This window comes from Haloferax litoreum, from assembly GCF_009674605.1.
Classification (GTDB): domain Archaea; phylum Halobacteriota; class Halobacteria; order Halobacteriales; family Haloferacaceae; genus Haloferax; species Haloferax litoreum.
Genome location: NZ_WKJO01000001.1, coordinates 2,327,928 through 2,340,291 on the forward strand (window position 1 = coordinate 2,327,928; position 12,364 = coordinate 2,340,291).

Annotated in this window: 19 protein-coding genes; 10 read left to right on the top strand and 9 right to left on the bottom strand. The window is 62.1% G+C overall.

Going from position 1 to position 12,364, the window contains the following annotated elements; translation table 11 throughout:
• The first annotated feature begins 15 nt into the window (after positions 1-15).
• The 4 genes from GJR96_RS11975 (at position 16) to GJR96_RS11990 (ending at position 2,926) form a co-directional block, all read left to right on the top strand.
• On the top strand, positions 16-411 hold the full coding sequence (locus GJR96_RS11975; protein WP_151163127.1) for a spore germination protein GerW family protein: 396 nt from the start codon (positions 16-18) through the stop codon (positions 409-411).
• A gap of 48 nt (positions 412-459) precedes the next feature.
• Entirely contained in the window at positions 460-1,404 is a 945-nt protein-coding gene (locus GJR96_RS11980; RefSeq protein ID WP_151163128.1) for a mechanosensitive ion channel family protein, read from the top strand.
• Positions 1,405-1,485: 81 nt separating this feature from the next.
• On the top strand, positions 1,486-2,400 hold the full coding sequence (locus GJR96_RS11985; protein ID WP_151163129.1) for a DNA-3-methyladenine glycosylase family protein: 915 nt from the start codon (positions 1,486-1,488) through the stop codon (positions 2,398-2,400).
• 112 nt (positions 2,401-2,512) lie between these two features.
• Positions 2,513-2,926 carry a DUF555 domain-containing protein gene (locus GJR96_RS11990; RefSeq protein WP_151163130.1) on the top strand — a complete coding sequence of 138 codons (414 nt, stop codon included), beginning with the start codon at positions 2,513-2,515 and terminating at the stop codon, positions 2,924-2,926.
• Between the two features lie 135 nt (positions 2,927-3,061).
• On the opposite strand, the gene GJR96_RS11995 is transcribed toward GJR96_RS11990, so the two are convergent.
• Positions 3,062-3,298 carry a UPF0058 family protein gene (locus tag GJR96_RS11995; RefSeq protein ID WP_058570713.1) on the bottom strand — a complete coding sequence of 79 codons (237 nt, stop codon included), beginning with the start codon at positions 3,296-3,298 and terminating at the stop codon, positions 3,062-3,064.
• Between the two features lie 251 nt (positions 3,299-3,549).
• On the opposite strand from GJR96_RS11995, the gene GJR96_RS12000 reads away from it, so the two are divergent.
• Positions 3,550-3,957 carry a translation initiation factor IF-2 subunit beta gene (locus GJR96_RS12000; protein ID WP_151163131.1) on the top strand — a complete coding sequence of 136 codons (408 nt, stop codon included), beginning with the start codon at positions 3,550-3,552 and terminating at the stop codon, positions 3,955-3,957.
• A 26-nt stretch (positions 3,958-3,983) separates the two neighbouring features.
• On the opposite strand, the gene GJR96_RS12005 is transcribed toward GJR96_RS12000, so the two are convergent.
• The 8 genes from GJR96_RS12005 to GJR96_RS18540 all read right to left on the bottom strand — a co-directional run bounded on the left by GJR96_RS12005 (position 3,984) and on the right by GJR96_RS18540 (position 8,444).
• Complete coding sequence (locus GJR96_RS12005) at positions 3,984-4,163, bottom strand: DUF7836 family putative zinc-binding protein (protein WP_082682085.1); 180 nt, start codon at positions 4,161-4,163, stop codon at positions 3,984-3,986.
• A 125-nt stretch (positions 4,164-4,288) separates the two neighbouring features.
• Positions 4,289-5,287, bottom strand: coding sequence for a transcription initiation factor IIB (locus tag GJR96_RS12010; protein WP_151163132.1), 999 nt, complete (start codon positions 5,285-5,287; stop codon positions 4,289-4,291).
• Between the two features lie 217 nt (positions 5,288-5,504).
• Entirely contained in the window at positions 5,505-6,488 is a 984-nt protein-coding gene (gene corA / locus GJR96_RS12015) for a magnesium/cobalt transporter CorA (RefSeq protein WP_151163133.1), read from the bottom strand.
• Positions 6,485-6,637, bottom strand: a complete 153-nt coding sequence (locus GJR96_RS18150; RefSeq protein ID WP_191965857.1) for a hypothetical protein — start codon at positions 6,635-6,637, stop codon at positions 6,485-6,487. Before GJR96_RS18150 ends, corA begins: the two co-directional genes overlap by 4 nt.
• An 85-nt stretch (positions 6,638-6,722) precedes the next feature.
• A complete protein-coding gene (locus tag GJR96_RS12020) occupies positions 6,723-7,373 on the bottom strand; it encodes a DUF6517 family protein (RefSeq protein WP_151163134.1) in 651 nt (216 codons plus the stop codon).
• Positions 7,374-7,441: 68 nt separating this feature from the next.
• Entirely contained in the window at positions 7,442-7,813 is a 372-nt protein-coding gene (locus tag GJR96_RS12025; RefSeq protein WP_151163135.1) for a hypothetical protein, read from the bottom strand.
• 53 nt (positions 7,814-7,866) lie between these two features.
• A complete protein-coding gene (locus tag GJR96_RS12030; protein WP_151163136.1) occupies positions 7,867-8,313 on the bottom strand; it encodes a hypothetical protein in 447 nt (148 codons plus the stop codon).
• Entirely contained in the window at positions 8,310-8,444 is a 135-nt protein-coding gene (locus GJR96_RS18540; protein WP_151163137.1) for a rubrerythrin-like domain-containing protein, read from the bottom strand. Before GJR96_RS18540 ends, GJR96_RS12030 begins: the two co-directional genes overlap by 4 nt.
• A gap of 118 nt (positions 8,445-8,562) precedes the next feature.
• On the opposite strand from GJR96_RS18540, the gene GJR96_RS12040 reads away from it, so the two are divergent.
• The 5 genes from GJR96_RS12040 to GJR96_RS12060 all read left to right on the top strand — a co-directional run bounded on the left by GJR96_RS12040 (position 8,563) and on the right by GJR96_RS12060 (position 12,344).
• Positions 8,563-9,402: an NOP5/NOP56 family protein gene (locus GJR96_RS12040; RefSeq protein WP_151163138.1), complete on the top strand. Its 840-nt coding sequence runs from the start codon at positions 8,563-8,565 to the stop codon at positions 9,400-9,402.
• Complete coding sequence (locus GJR96_RS12045) at positions 9,399-10,055, top strand: fibrillarin-like rRNA/tRNA 2'-O-methyltransferase (RefSeq protein ID WP_151163139.1); 657 nt, start codon at positions 9,399-9,401, stop codon at positions 10,053-10,055. Before GJR96_RS12040 ends, GJR96_RS12045 begins: the two co-directional genes overlap by 4 nt.
• Before the next feature lie 83 nt (positions 10,056-10,138).
• The gene (locus GJR96_RS12050; protein ID WP_151163140.1) at positions 10,139-11,215 is read left to right on the top strand and encodes a glutamate--cysteine ligase; all 1,077 of its coding nucleotides are present in this window, start codon (positions 10,139-10,141) and stop codon (positions 11,213-11,215) included.
• A 69-nt stretch (positions 11,216-11,284) separates the two neighbouring features.
• The gene (locus tag GJR96_RS12055) at positions 11,285-11,749 is read left to right on the top strand and encodes a winged helix-turn-helix domain-containing protein (protein WP_151163141.1); all 465 of its coding nucleotides are present in this window, start codon (positions 11,285-11,287) and stop codon (positions 11,747-11,749) included.
• A gap of 91 nt (positions 11,750-11,840) precedes the next feature.
• Positions 11,841-12,344, top strand: coding sequence for a phosphopantetheine adenylyltransferase (locus tag GJR96_RS12060; RefSeq protein ID WP_151163142.1), 504 nt, complete (start codon positions 11,841-11,843; stop codon positions 12,342-12,344).
• Positions 12,345-12,364 lie beyond the last annotated feature (20 nt).

Genomic DNA, 12,364 nt, shown 5'->3' on the forward strand with positions numbered 1-12,364 from the left:
AGCGTACTGTCTCTCATGACCCCAGAAGACGCGTCGGGCACCGGTGCTCACGAAATCGAGGTCGAAGCGACCGAGCGACGACTGCTGTCGCCGCTCGAATCGATTCTCGGAACTGACGCCAAAACCGTCTACGGCGACCCAATCACCGTTGGCGAACGGACGGTGGTCCCCGTTGCTCGCATCGCCTACGGTATCGGGATGGGTGGCGGGTCGGGAATCGACGAGTCGGGCGAAGAAGGTGGCGAAGGGTACGGCGGCGGGGGCGGCGTGCACGCAACCCCGGTCGGTGTCGTCGAAGTGACGCCCGACGAGACGCGCTTCGTCAGGTTCGGAACCGGTCGCCGACTCGCGGGCGTCCTCGCCGTCGGTATCGGTCTGGGCCTCGCCCTCGGCCGCCTCCTGCGTCGCTGAGTCGGTGACTGGTACACCTTTTTCCGTCATCCACTCGACCAAACCGGTATGTCTCGCCGTCTCGGTCTCGGTGCATTCGTCACCGGACTGCTCGCCGCGGTTCTCGCGGCCGTCGTTCGAGCGACCACACCCTTGTCGGACCTCGCAGTTCCGAACGCCGACGTGCTCCTCGCGAAAGGGTTGTCGGCAGTCGGAGTCGCACTCGTCACCTACGGTATCTACCGGTTCGTGATGAGCGTGTTCGTCACGCGCGTCTCCGACAGACGTCGCGCGCACGACCTGCGAAACGTCCTCAGACTCGTCCTCGGACTCGTCGCCCTCGTCGGCGTCCTCGGCGCGTTCACGGACCAATGGCTGGGCGTCCTCGTCTCCTTCGGCGTCATCGGGTTCGCCGTCACCTTCGCCCTCCAACAACCGATTCTCTCGCTCATCGGGTGGGTCTACGTCGTCATCAAGCGCCCCTACGCCATCGGTGACCGCGTCAGCATCGCCAACGTCTCGGGCGACGTAGCCGAAGTCGACTTCCTCGTCACGACGCTCTGGGAGACGGGTGGGTCGCTCACGTCGAACCAACCGTCGGGTCGGACGGTCACGGTGCCGAACTCGCTCGTGCTCTCTTCGGAAGTCGTCAACCACGGGGCATTGTTCGACAGAATCTGGACGGAAGTCCCCGTTCAGGTCTCCTACGAGACGGACCTCCCGTTCGTTCGAGACTTGTTGCTCGACGCGGCCGAGGAGGAACTCGGAGACGAGATTCGAGCGGCGATGGAACGGTATCAGACCCGTCTGGACGCGTCGCCACTGGAGTTGGAGACGCCGAACGGCGTGTCGGTCAACATCGCCCAAGAGGAGTCGTGGGTCGTGTTCAAGCTCCGAGTCCTCGTCCCGCCAACCGGTGCGCAGCGCGCCCGCAACCGACTCTATGAGCGTATTATCCCGCGCCTCGCAGCACACCCAGACCGCGTCGGGTTCCCGGTCGGTCGCAGTCGTTGACGCGCGGCACCCATCTACGCTGTCTCTTCGCGGCCGTTCGCCATCGAAACCCGCAAATCCCTCGCGCCCAAGGTGGAAGCGATGGAGACGGGTGTCATCGACCTCACGACCCTCGACGGAGCGTTAGACCTCCAGTCGACACTCGAGAGTGGTCAGTCGTATCTCTGGGACCGACCAGACGGCCGGATGTACGAACGCGACGCCGCCCACGGTGGCGACGCGTGGTATCAGACAGTCGTTCCCCCGCTCGACGGTGTCTCCGACGAGACGGCCGTCGTTCGCGTCCGACAGGTCGACGGTGTGCTGGAGTGGGAATCGAGCGTCGATGCCGTCCCGATTCTAACGCACCTGCTCCGCCTCGACGACGACTTGGACGCAATCGTCGATTCGATGCCCGACGAACCACTCGTCCGCCGCGCGTACGACGCCTATCCGGGGATGCGACTCGTCAGCGACCCGCCGTTCGGGTGCCTCGTCTCGTTTATCTGTTCGGCGCAGATGCGCGTCTCGCGAATCTTCGGGATGCAAGCGCGCCTCCGCGAGACGTACGGCGACCGAGTCGAGTTCGACGGCGAGACCTACTTCGCATATCCGACGGCAGAACGCCTCGCCGACACCACGGAAGACGACCTTCGTGACCTCGGTCTGGGCTACCGCGCGCCCTACGTCCAACGAACGGCCGAGATGGTCGCGTCGGGCGAGGCCACGCCCACAGCGGCGATGGGCCGCGACTACGAGGACGCCCGCGACTATCTGACGAACTTCGTCGGCGTCGGCGACAAAGTCGCTGACTGCGTCCTCCTGTTCTCGCTCGACTACCTCGAAGCAGTCCCGCTCGACACGTGGATTCGCTCGGCAATCGAGGACCACTTCCCCGACTGTGACCGCGGCAACTACACCGACACCTCACGGGCAATTCGTGACCGTCTGGGCGGCGAATACGCCGGGTACACGCAGACCTACGTCTTCCACTATCTCCGGTCTGGCGGCGAGTGAGTCGGGCGACCCGCGACGTACACCGGCGGCCCGTAGTGGGGCGGGCGTCCCGCCTCGTTCACTGGCCGGGCAAGAAGGTTGATAGCGCTCGCGGCACAAGTTCTCACTGACCATGGACTGCAGAGTCGTCGTCGAGGCCGCGGTCCCAGTGTACGACGTGGAGACAGAAGACGAGGCGATTCGCATCGCCATCTCCAAGACGGGTGAGATGCTCAACCCCGACCTGAAGTACGTCGAAATCAACATGGGTTCCCGCACCGGTCCCGACGGTGAGACGCTCCCACCGGCATTCATCGCAGCAGACGAGGCCCTCGTCGCCCTCGAACTGGAGATGACCGTGTTCAACGTCGAGCAAGAAGAACACGCGTCGCGCATCGCTCGCAAAGAGATCGGACAACGTCTCGAAAACATCCCCCTGAAGGTACTCTCGGTCGAAATCCTCGACGACGAAGCGACCAAAACAGACGGTGACGGGACCGACGAAGAACTCATCCCGGACTTCGACGACCTGGTCGACGACCACTAACTGACCACTCACTTCTGCTCGGTACCGAACACGCGATTTTAGATACCTGCGGCGAGAGCGGAGCGTCCATCGCAGGAGAGGGCCGTCGCTCGTAAACTGTGATTTCGTGGAGGAGAACGCGTCTCTGTTCGTCGTTCAGTCGGCTTGTGGGGCGACTGGTTCTGGCTCTGCGTCGCGCATTGCCCCAGTGATTCCTTTTGCCAGTTTAAACACGGCTGCCTTGTGGTCAGTCTTAGATTTGTGGATAGACGTCGGTCGTACGCCAAGTGTGTCGTACTCGGAGAGTTCGATCTCCTCGTCTTCCCACGCTTCAATCTGAGTGTGTACTTCGGCGAGCAGGCCGTGCAGATGGATGAGTTCCTGCTTCTTCATGAGCAAACACGGCTTGAAACCGGAGGGATATAGTATTATCTTGAGTCACGTTAGCATCCAACTCTCTTAAACGCCCGATTATGGGGGTCTCAGCCGAAATATCGTGTTTGTCAGCTTTCAATTCGTTGTATGTTTCTGGGTTCGTTTCTCGAAATGGGTGAAAATCTATCGAGGACTTTATACCGATATGTAGCGCGCGCTCCAGAAACGGGTCGTGAGTATTTTAGGCGCCGCCATTTGTACACTGCCGTATGGACTACGACGAGCAACTGGACCGGGCGCTCTCGGAGGCGCCCGACGTGGCCGAAGGTGGCGACCGATTCACCGTTCCAGACCCGGTAGTTCGTCAGGAAGGGAACGTCACCGTCTACGAGAACTTCGCGGAGACACACGACCGGTTGGCGCGCGAACCAGACCACCTCCAAAAATTTCTCCAGTCGGAACTGGGGACGAGCGCTCAAATCGACGACAAGGGGCGCGTCCGGTTCACCGGAGAGTTCAAACAGCGCCGCGTCGCCGAGGCCCTCGACGAGTACGTCGAGTCGTTCGTCCTGTGCAGTGAGTGTGGGTCTCCCGACACCCACTTCGTCACCGAGCAGGGCGCGAAGGTGCTGAAGTGCGACGCGTGCGGTGCACTCTCTGCGATTCCTGACCTGTAAAAAACACTCTGGTGGGACGTCCGTCTTCAGTCGAACTGCTTGAGCGTCTGTAAGTCGCGCTCTGTCCGCATGAACTCGGCAGTGCGCCGTGTCGCACCACAGGATTGACACGAGAAGTTGTCCCGGTGAGCCGGAAGTGACGTCGGATTAGTCTCCCAGTCCTTTCCACATTCGGGGCACAAGAGCCGGACGAACGCTTCGACCATACCCAGATATGCTCCGGGAGCGCGGATAAATCTTGTCACGAGTTAGCACATTCGAGACAGCGTAGTCGCTCTCGACAGTGTGAAACGAAAAAACAGCGTGGGCTACCACACCCAACCGAGCGCGCTCAGGCGAACAGGTTTCCGTCCTGTACTTCGAGGAGCTCTTTGTAGCGGTTGCGGATGGTGACTTCTGAGATGTCTGCGACAGTCGACACCTCGCTTTGCGTCACCTTCTCGTTGGTGAGGAGGGCAGCAGCGTACACTGCCGCGGCGGCGAGTCCGACCGGCGACTTACCGGAGTGAACTCCGGTCTCCTTCGCGCCGCGGAGGAGTTGGCGCGCCTGTCGCTCCGCCTCGTCCGAGAGGCCGAGTTCGCTGGCGAACCGGGGGACGTACTGCTCGGGGTCGGCGGGCTTGATTTCGAGCTTCAGCTCGCGGACGATGTACCGGTACGTCCGGGTCAGCTCCATCTTGTCGACGCGAGAGACTTTCTCTAGTTCGTCGAGCGACCGGGGCGTTCCGGCCATCCGGGCCGCCGCGTAGAGCGACGCGGTGGCGACGCCCTCGATGGACCGGCCGGGGAGCAGGTCGTCGTTGAGCGCGCGGCGGTAGATGACTGAAGCGGTCTCACGGACGTTCTCCGGGAGGCCGAGGGCCGAGGCCATGCGGTCGATTTCGCCGAGCGCCTGCTTGAGGTTGCGTTCTTTCGAGTCACGAGTGCGGAAGCGCTCGTTCCACGTGCGGAGGCGCTGCATCTGCTCACGCTGACGCGGCGACAGGGACTTTCCGTAGGCGTCCTTGTTCTGCCAGCCGATGTTGGTCGACAGTCCCTTGTCGTGCATCATCTTGGTGGTGGGCGCACCGACGCGGGACTTGCTGTCTCGCTCGGCGGAGTCGAACGCGCGCCACTCCGGGCCGCGGTCGACGACAGTGTCCTCGACGACGAGACCACACTCACGGCAGACGGTCTCGCCGTGTTCGGAGTCGTGCACGAGTTGGCCACTGCACTCGGGACAGAGTTGCTCTTCCTCTCGCTGTCGCTCGTCTCGCTCGGACTCGCGCGACGTTACGTCTCGAGCCTTCGCGTCGGTGCTGTACGTTCGGGTGGTGGTGGTATCGCTCATTATGGGTGGCATCGACACGTCTCTGCCGGTAGAGGGTGAGAAGACGAAAGAAATATCCGGCGGGGACGGGCCTTACCATCAGTAAGCCCGAAAACTATATAAATGTTTCCCCAATTGCGTGCTCCCAAATCGCACGATGTGGATGATTTGTCGTGATGGTTGGGACACGAAAATAGCGATTCTGCTGGCTATCGAATAATAAATCTCTTTCGTCCAGTTAGAGCCACCGTTGGTGGCGGAAATAGACCAATAAGATACCAGAAACGGCCGCCATTCCGAGCATCGTGGCGACGTATCCGTACTTCCACAGCAGTTCGGGCATGTTGAACGCGGAGACTGCAGGGTCGAAGTTCATCCCGAAGATGCCGACGACGAGCGTGAGTGGCAGGATGATGGTCGCCACGACGGTGAGTGTCTTCATCACCTCGTTGGTCGACTGTGAGAGTGTGTTGAGGTAGATGTCGCGCGCGCCGCGTGCGAGGTCGCGGTACGTCTCTGTGAGGTCCACCAACTCGACGAGATGGTCGTACACGTCGCGGTAGTACTTCTCTGTCACTTCGCGGACGTACTCGGGGTCGCCGCGGGCGAGGACACCGGCGGCCTCTCGGGTCGGCCACACAGTCTTTCGGAACGAGAGGACGTCGCGTCGAATCGCGTTCAGCCCTTCCAGAACCGTCGGGTCTGGTCCTTCGAGGATGAAGTCTTCGATGGTCTCTATCTCCTCTCCCACCTCGTCTAAGAGGTCGAAGTAGTCGTCGACGATTCTGTCGATGATGCGGTAGGCGACGAAGTCCGGACCGAACCGGAGGATTCGCGACTCCTCCGATTCGACGGCGTCCCACACCCGGTCTACCGGGGTGAGAGTTCGCCGCGTTAGCGTCACCAACCAATCGTCCCCGAAGCACAGTCCGACAGGTCTCGTCAACACCTCCTCTTCGAACACCTGTTCGCCCACGCGGAGCGACGCCCTCCGGACGATGACGAACGTGTACTCGTCGTACATCTCGGTCTTCGGACGGGCATCGTTTCGAACGTCCTCGACTGTGAGCGGGTGGATGCCGAACGCATCGGCGACGCTGGCAAAGTCCGACTCGGACGTCGCGCGAACCCACGTCGTCCCGTCGGCATCACGCGCCTCAGTCAGGTGTTCCTCGTCGTAGGAGGTCACTCCGCCATCGTCGTAGACGAGTGCCGAAATCACAGGTGCCCTCCGACGGCCCAGAGGGTGATTCCGGCCATGACTGCCGTAAGCGAGAAGGCTCGCCCCGGATAGACGACGAGTGTTCCGGCGACGTATCCGGCGACGCCGAATACCGTCACGACGACGCCAGCAGTTCGAACGCGATTCATAGCATCACGAACCAGACCCGCCGACAAAAAGTCTCACCCGAGGACACCAGACCCAAAACAGTCGAATCGTTCAGGAGATGGGGTCTTACGCTTCGGACGGATGTTCGATAGACCGCATCATCTCGAGGATGTTGTCCTCTTCCCCGTCGAGTTGCTGCGGGTAGACACCCACGGCGACGATGAAGTCCTCGTTGTGTCGGACCTTGGTCACGTGGACGTACACGTCCACCTGTCTGTTGTCGGCGAACGTCGCTGTGGCACTGTACTTCGTGACGTTGGCGGGTTCACCGAGTATCTGGACGGTCCGAGAGTTCACTTGTTCGACGTCGTTGAGTCCCTGGTACCGACTCTTGACGAGGCCAACCAACTGGTCGTTAGAGTAGTCACCGATAGGGTTGAGCGTCTCGCCAGCGACGTCCACAGCGGGCGTCGAGATGACGCTGAAGACACCTAGTTTCGCCTCGAAGAAGCCGAGGTCTATCTTCTTCTCGTACGTCGTGATGTGGTTGCTCGCGACGACTCTCGGTTGTTGCCCCGCGACGTCGAACGTTCGGTTCACTTCGAACGCCTGCGTCCCGTTCGTCTCGTATCCGCCGTTGGAGGCGACTGTCGCGTCGGTCGTAGCCGGGTCAGATTCGAACCTGACCGACTCCTCGCCCGTGAGCACACCGAGACACCCACTTATGAGAACGAGCGCTGCGAAGGCGAACGCACCGACTGCGTGTTTGGAGACCATTGCGGAGGATTTTCACCTCGTCTGGTATAAGTTAGGTGGCCCGTCAGTCAGTCAGTCACGCTGTGTGGTCACTCGACCAACTCACGCGAGTCGTTCTCCCGCCGGATGACGCGTCCGCTGTAGAGGTAGTACGCCGGTGCGACGAACGGGAGAGCGAACGCCGCGCCGAACCAGAGGTGCCGTGAGAATCCCCAATCGATGCCCTGCTGTTGGAGTGACTTGATGTCACCGCGGATGAGTCCGGCGTAAAACAGGTGCGTGACGAGGTAGACGGCGAACGCTGGTTCCGGGCCGATGAACAACGAGACGACGGTGAAGATGACGAACCCAATCGCGTAGATGACGGGGAGTACACCGCGGTATCGGCCGCTTGCACGGCGCCGTTTTTGCTGGCGCTGGCGTTCGACCTTCTTCCCGCGGCGGTACTCGTCGGTACTCATGTACGCACCGTCGAGTCGGCACCGAAAAAGTGGTTCGCTCCACGGAAACCCGCTCAACCGAGGTACTTCACGGCAACTTCGTGGCCGTCTCCCGTCGGAAACTCGACAGTGTCGCGGAGGTGTGACCGAACAGCTGTCCGCCACTCGGAGACCGCCGCTGTGTGACGTTCGTGGTGTGTCTCTACTTCGTACGGGTCAGGACGAGTGTCGTCGGCTTCGGGATAGTTCGGGGCGGAAGCGTCGAAGAACGACTCTGGGTCGAGGTGGAGTGGAGGCGACTCTGTGTCGTCAGTTCCCTCGCCGCCGGCCACGTAGTCAGTTCCTTCGCCGCCAGTCAGGTGGATGCGCGCCCGCATCCGCCCGTAAAACGGCGGCGTCACGCGGAGAACGACGTGTCTACTCGCTCTTCGATTGGCTTCGAGTGCGGAGACGACGTCCTCGGTGGTCACTGCAATCGAGCGCACGACGGTTGGGTCCGACGACCCGTACGTCTCGTTCAATCGCCGGCCCGGCGTCGACCGGTCACCGACGAAGGTCGAAGTTCGCCACTGCACTCGGGACACGTCGCACGGTACGATGCAGGGCTCACGGTTGTGTGACACTCACGACAAACGTACGATGTCCTCTCCATCGACAAGTGGTAAGGGATTGGGTATGTTAAAACTTACCACGGGAGTTCGACACATACCCACATCAGTGTCGACAGACGGTCCGTACCCTTTTACCCGAATGGGGCGCAACCGGCCACCATGACAGACGCATGGTTCGCCGACGCGAACCCAGAGGACCCCTCGTCTGGGGCACATCGTATCCGCGAGGGGCACGCCGACGCCCCGGCGGATTGGCCGGCCGTGGCCGTCGAATCCGAATTCGCCGACGACGAGGCCGACTACTACGAGAAACTTCGCGCGGCAACGCTCACTGCCGCACGCGACGCCGTCTCCGAACGAGAACGCGCTGACGACCTGCAACTCGCACACGCCGTTCGCTCGATGGACGACGCCGAACGCACTGCGAACGAACTCGCCGAGCGAGTCGTCGAGTGGGCCGGAACACTGTACGAAAACGTCCCACGTGGTCTCGATGGCGTTCGAGACATCGCCGCTCGGGACCCGACGACTGCCGGAGAAGAACGTGTCGTCTCCTATGCGACCCGGGCCGTTGATTTGCTCGACGAACGCGATGACCTGCGAACGTTCATCGAAGAACGCGCACCCGACGTCGCGCCGAACCTCTCCGAGATGGCCGGTCCCGTCCTCACCGCACGACTCATCTCGCTCGCGGGGAGTCTCGAACGTCTCGCCAAAGCACCGAGTGGAACGGTGCAGGTCCTCGGTGCCGAAGACGCTCTGTTCGCCCACCTGAAGGGCCGCGCGACGTCCCCGAAACACGGCGTCATCTTCACGCACGAGTACGTGCGCGGCACGCGCCCACAGGACCGTGGGTCCGCCGCCCGTGCCTTCGCCGGGAAACTCTCTATCGCTGCCCGTATCGACTACTACTCCGGCGACTACCGCCCCGAGATTCACACCGAACTCGCCGAGCGCATGGCGACGATTCGCGCCCGCGCCGAGGAGGGGGACGAATGAGCGACGACCACCCAACCGACGACGGCCTGCCAACTGGCGTCGAACGCCGGACCTTCGATGGCCGCGAGCGACTTTCCACACAGGGACCCACGGTCTACGGAGAACCGGCCGACGGCGACGGGTGGCGCGCGTGGGACGCCAGTCGGTCGAAACTCGGCGGGATGCTCGAACTCGGGATGGACACCGGACTCGTCGGCGGTGAGACGGTCCTCTACCTCGGTGCTGCGGCGGGGACGACAGTCTCGCACGTCGCCGAGTTCGCCGGCCCGACGTACGCCGTCGAGTTCGCGCCGCGTCCGGTTCGTGACCTCGTCGGCGTCGCCGAAGACCGAGACAACCTCTTCCCGTTGCTGAAAGACGCACGCGACCCAGCGTCGTACGCGCACGTCGTCGAGTCAGACGTCGACTGCCTCGTGATGGACGTCGCGACCCGCGGACAGGCCACCGTCGCCATCCGCAATCGCCAGTTCTTGGCCGACGACGGTCGCCTCTTGATGGCGGTCAAGGCCCGGAGCGAAGACGTGACGGCCGACCCCGACGACGTGTTCGACGACGTCCTCGCAGACCTCGAATCCGCCTACGAGGTGCTCGAAACCGCCCGTTTGGACCGATTCCACGCCGACCACCTCGGCATCGTCGCCCGACCGAAGTGACGAGTCGACCGACTGACGCGATTATGCGTCCCGTTCGCCGGGGTCCACGATGTTTTTAATTCGGGGCATCTAACGCCGTTGCGATGGAACTAGGGTCGGCGGATGCCTTCGACCGGATGGGGACGCTCGGCGTCGAGGAGGAGTTCTATATCGTCGATGCCGACGGGCGTCCCACGTCGGGAATCGACGATTTGGTCTACGGACCGGAACCCCCGGAACCGCTCGTCGGGCGACTCGACCACGAACTGTTCGAGTTCACGATAGAGACACAGACACCCCGTATCGAAGACCCTGCCGACGTAGCCGACGCCGTCACGTCGGTCCGCGAGGCACTCGTCGAACACGCGGGGAACCACGGGTATCGCGTCGCTGCGGCGGGTCTCCACCCGGCGGCCAAGTGGCGCGAACTCGACCACGCGACGAAACCCCGGTATCAGGCACAACTCGACCGGATTCAGTACCCACAGCACCGTAACACGACTGCGGGACTCCACATCCACGTCGGCGTCGACGACGCCGACAAGGCCGTCTGGATTGCCAACGAACTTCGGTGGTACCTCGCGCCACTCCTCGCTCTCTCCGCGAACTCACCGTTCTGGAACGGGTTCGACACGGGTCTCGCCTCTGCGCGGTCGAAGATATTCGAGAACTTGCCGAACACCGGGATGCCGACTGCGTTCGACGACTTCGACGACTTCCAGACGTTCGAACGCCGGATGGTCGAGTACGGGTCGATAGATGACCGCGGTGAACTCTGGTTCGACGTGCGCCCGCACACGGGCCACGGAACGGTCGAAATCCGCACGCCAGACGCGCAGACCGACCCCCAACGAGTCGTCGACTTCGTCGAGTACGTCCACGCACTCGTCTTGGACCTCGCCGACCGATACGAGGCAGGCGAACCGAGCCACGACATTCGCCGCGAGATACTGGACGAGAACAAGTGGCGGTCGACGCGGTACGGCCGGGACGCGAGTTTCATCGCTCCCGACGCCGAAGGCGTCGTCGAACTCGACACGTTCGTCGAAGACGAGTCTGAACGTCTCGGTGTGGACGGCCTCCGGTCGCTCTTCGACGCCGAGTCTGGCACCGACATCCAACGCCGTATCCACGAGGAATCCGGTCTCGACGCGTTGTGTGAGTATCTCGCACTCGAATAACCACTGTCGACTGGAACCTGACAGGAAACATTTTTTACCGCCTGTGTTTTGACCTTCTCCGTAGAACAAATGTCCGCGGACCAGAGCACTGAGGGACAAGTCGAGTCGTCAGAGGAAACACACACCGAAGGAAAAGCAGACCGCGCAGTCGCAGAGTTCGACGATGGGTTAATCGACCTCTTGGCGTGGATTCTCGACACCGAGACGCGAGCGCGAATCTACGTCTTCCTTCGACAGAACTCCTATTCGACGAGCGAAGAGGTCGCAGAAGGGACGGGACTGTACCCGAGCACCGTCCGTGAGGCACTCGCGGAACTCACCGACGACGAAACCGTCGAACGGCGCAAGCGCAAGAGTTCGGGCGCGGGGAACAATCCCTACGAGTACGTCGCAATCGCACCGAGTGACCTCGTCAGACGCACCACAAGTCAGGTCCAGACCCAGTTGAACGCCGTCTTCAACCTCGACCGGCGTCTCGGAACCGACGGCACTGACGAGACGGAACCGGTTACCATCACGGTTCGCGAAGAGTAACCCGTTCGTTCTGCGCTCTCTCTCCGGCAATCGACGCCCGCCGTTAGTCTAACCCGACCCGCTTAAGTCACGGGGCCACTACCGCGAGAGTATGCACGTCGCGCTGGGCGGGACGTTCGACCCTGTCCACGATGGACATATCGCGTTGTTCGAGCGCGCATTCGAGTTAGGCGACGTCACGGTGGGACTCACGAGCGACGAACTCGCACCGAAGACCCGTCACGTCGACCGATACGTCCGTCCCTTCGAGCAACGGAAAGCCGACCTCGAAGCGGAGCTTCGACCGTTGGCCGCTGAGCACGACCGGGAGTTCGAGGTTCGCAAACTCGACGAACCGACCGGCATCGCGACCGAACCGGGCTTCGACATCCTCATCGTCTCGCCCGAGACCAAGTCGGGCGGGGAACGAGTCAACCAAATCCGTGAAGACCGCGGCCTGAAACCCCTCGACATCGAAGTCGTCGAACACGTCCCTGCAGCGGATGGCGACCGCATCTCGTCGACTCGTATCGTCATGGGCGAAATCGACCGCCACGGAAACCTCACACCGGACCGTGAGGGTCGCGGTCGGACGCCGCCCGATTCCGAGGAATAATTTTCTGGGATAAGGTTGTA

Coding starts and splice junctions, on each gene's coding strand:
- GJR96_RS11995 (WP_058570713.1), bottom strand. CDS start 3,298: ATGAAGAAGCAGGAACTCATCCATCTGCACGGCCTGCTCGCCGAAGTA.
- GJR96_RS12005 (WP_082682085.1), bottom strand. CDS start 4,163: ATGGTCGAAGCGTTCGTCCGGCTCTTGTGCCCCGAATGTGGAAAGGAC.
- GJR96_RS12050 (WP_151163140.1), top strand. CDS start 10,139: ATGGAACTAGGGTCGGCGGATGCCTTCGACCGGATGGGGACGCTCGGC.
- GJR96_RS12010 (WP_151163132.1), bottom strand. CDS start 5,287: ATGAGCGATACCACCACCACCCGAACGTACAGCACCGACGCGAAGGCT.
- GJR96_RS12025 (WP_151163135.1), bottom strand. CDS start 7,813: ATGAGTACCGACGAGTACCGCCGCGGGAAGAAGGTCGAACGCCAGCGC.
- GJR96_RS18540 (WP_151163137.1), bottom strand. CDS start 8,444: ATGGAGAGGACATCGTACGTTTGTCGTGAGTGTCACACAACCGTGAGC.
- GJR96_RS12040 (WP_151163138.1), top strand. CDS start 8,563: ATGACAGACGCATGGTTCGCCGACGCGAACCCAGAGGACCCCTCGTCT.
- GJR96_RS12055 (WP_151163141.1), top strand. CDS start 11,285: ATGTCCGCGGACCAGAGCACTGAGGGACAAGTCGAGTCGTCAGAGGAA.
- GJR96_RS11985 (WP_151163129.1), top strand. CDS start 1,486: ATGGAGACGGGTGTCATCGACCTCACGACCCTCGACGGAGCGTTAGAC.
- GJR96_RS11980 (WP_151163128.1), top strand. CDS start 460: ATGTCTCGCCGTCTCGGTCTCGGTGCATTCGTCACCGGACTGCTCGCC.
- GJR96_RS11990 (WP_151163130.1), top strand. CDS start 2,513: ATGGACTGCAGAGTCGTCGTCGAGGCCGCGGTCCCAGTGTACGACGTG.
- GJR96_RS11975 (WP_151163127.1), top strand. CDS start 16: ATGACCCCAGAAGACGCGTCGGGCACCGGTGCTCACGAAATCGAGGTC.
- GJR96_RS12020 (WP_151163134.1), bottom strand. CDS start 7,373: ATGGTCTCCAAACACGCAGTCGGTGCGTTCGCCTTCGCAGCGCTCGTT.
- GJR96_RS12045 (WP_151163139.1), top strand. CDS start 9,399: ATGAGCGACGACCACCCAACCGACGACGGCCTGCCAACTGGCGTCGAA.
- GJR96_RS12060 (WP_151163142.1), top strand. CDS start 11,841: ATGCACGTCGCGCTGGGCGGGACGTTCGACCCTGTCCACGATGGACAT.
- GJR96_RS12000 (WP_151163131.1), top strand. CDS start 3,550: ATGGACTACGACGAGCAACTGGACCGGGCGCTCTCGGAGGCGCCCGAC.
- GJR96_RS18150 (WP_191965857.1), bottom strand. CDS start 6,637: ATGAATCGCGTTCGAACTGCTGGCGTCGTCGTGACGGTATTCGGCGTC.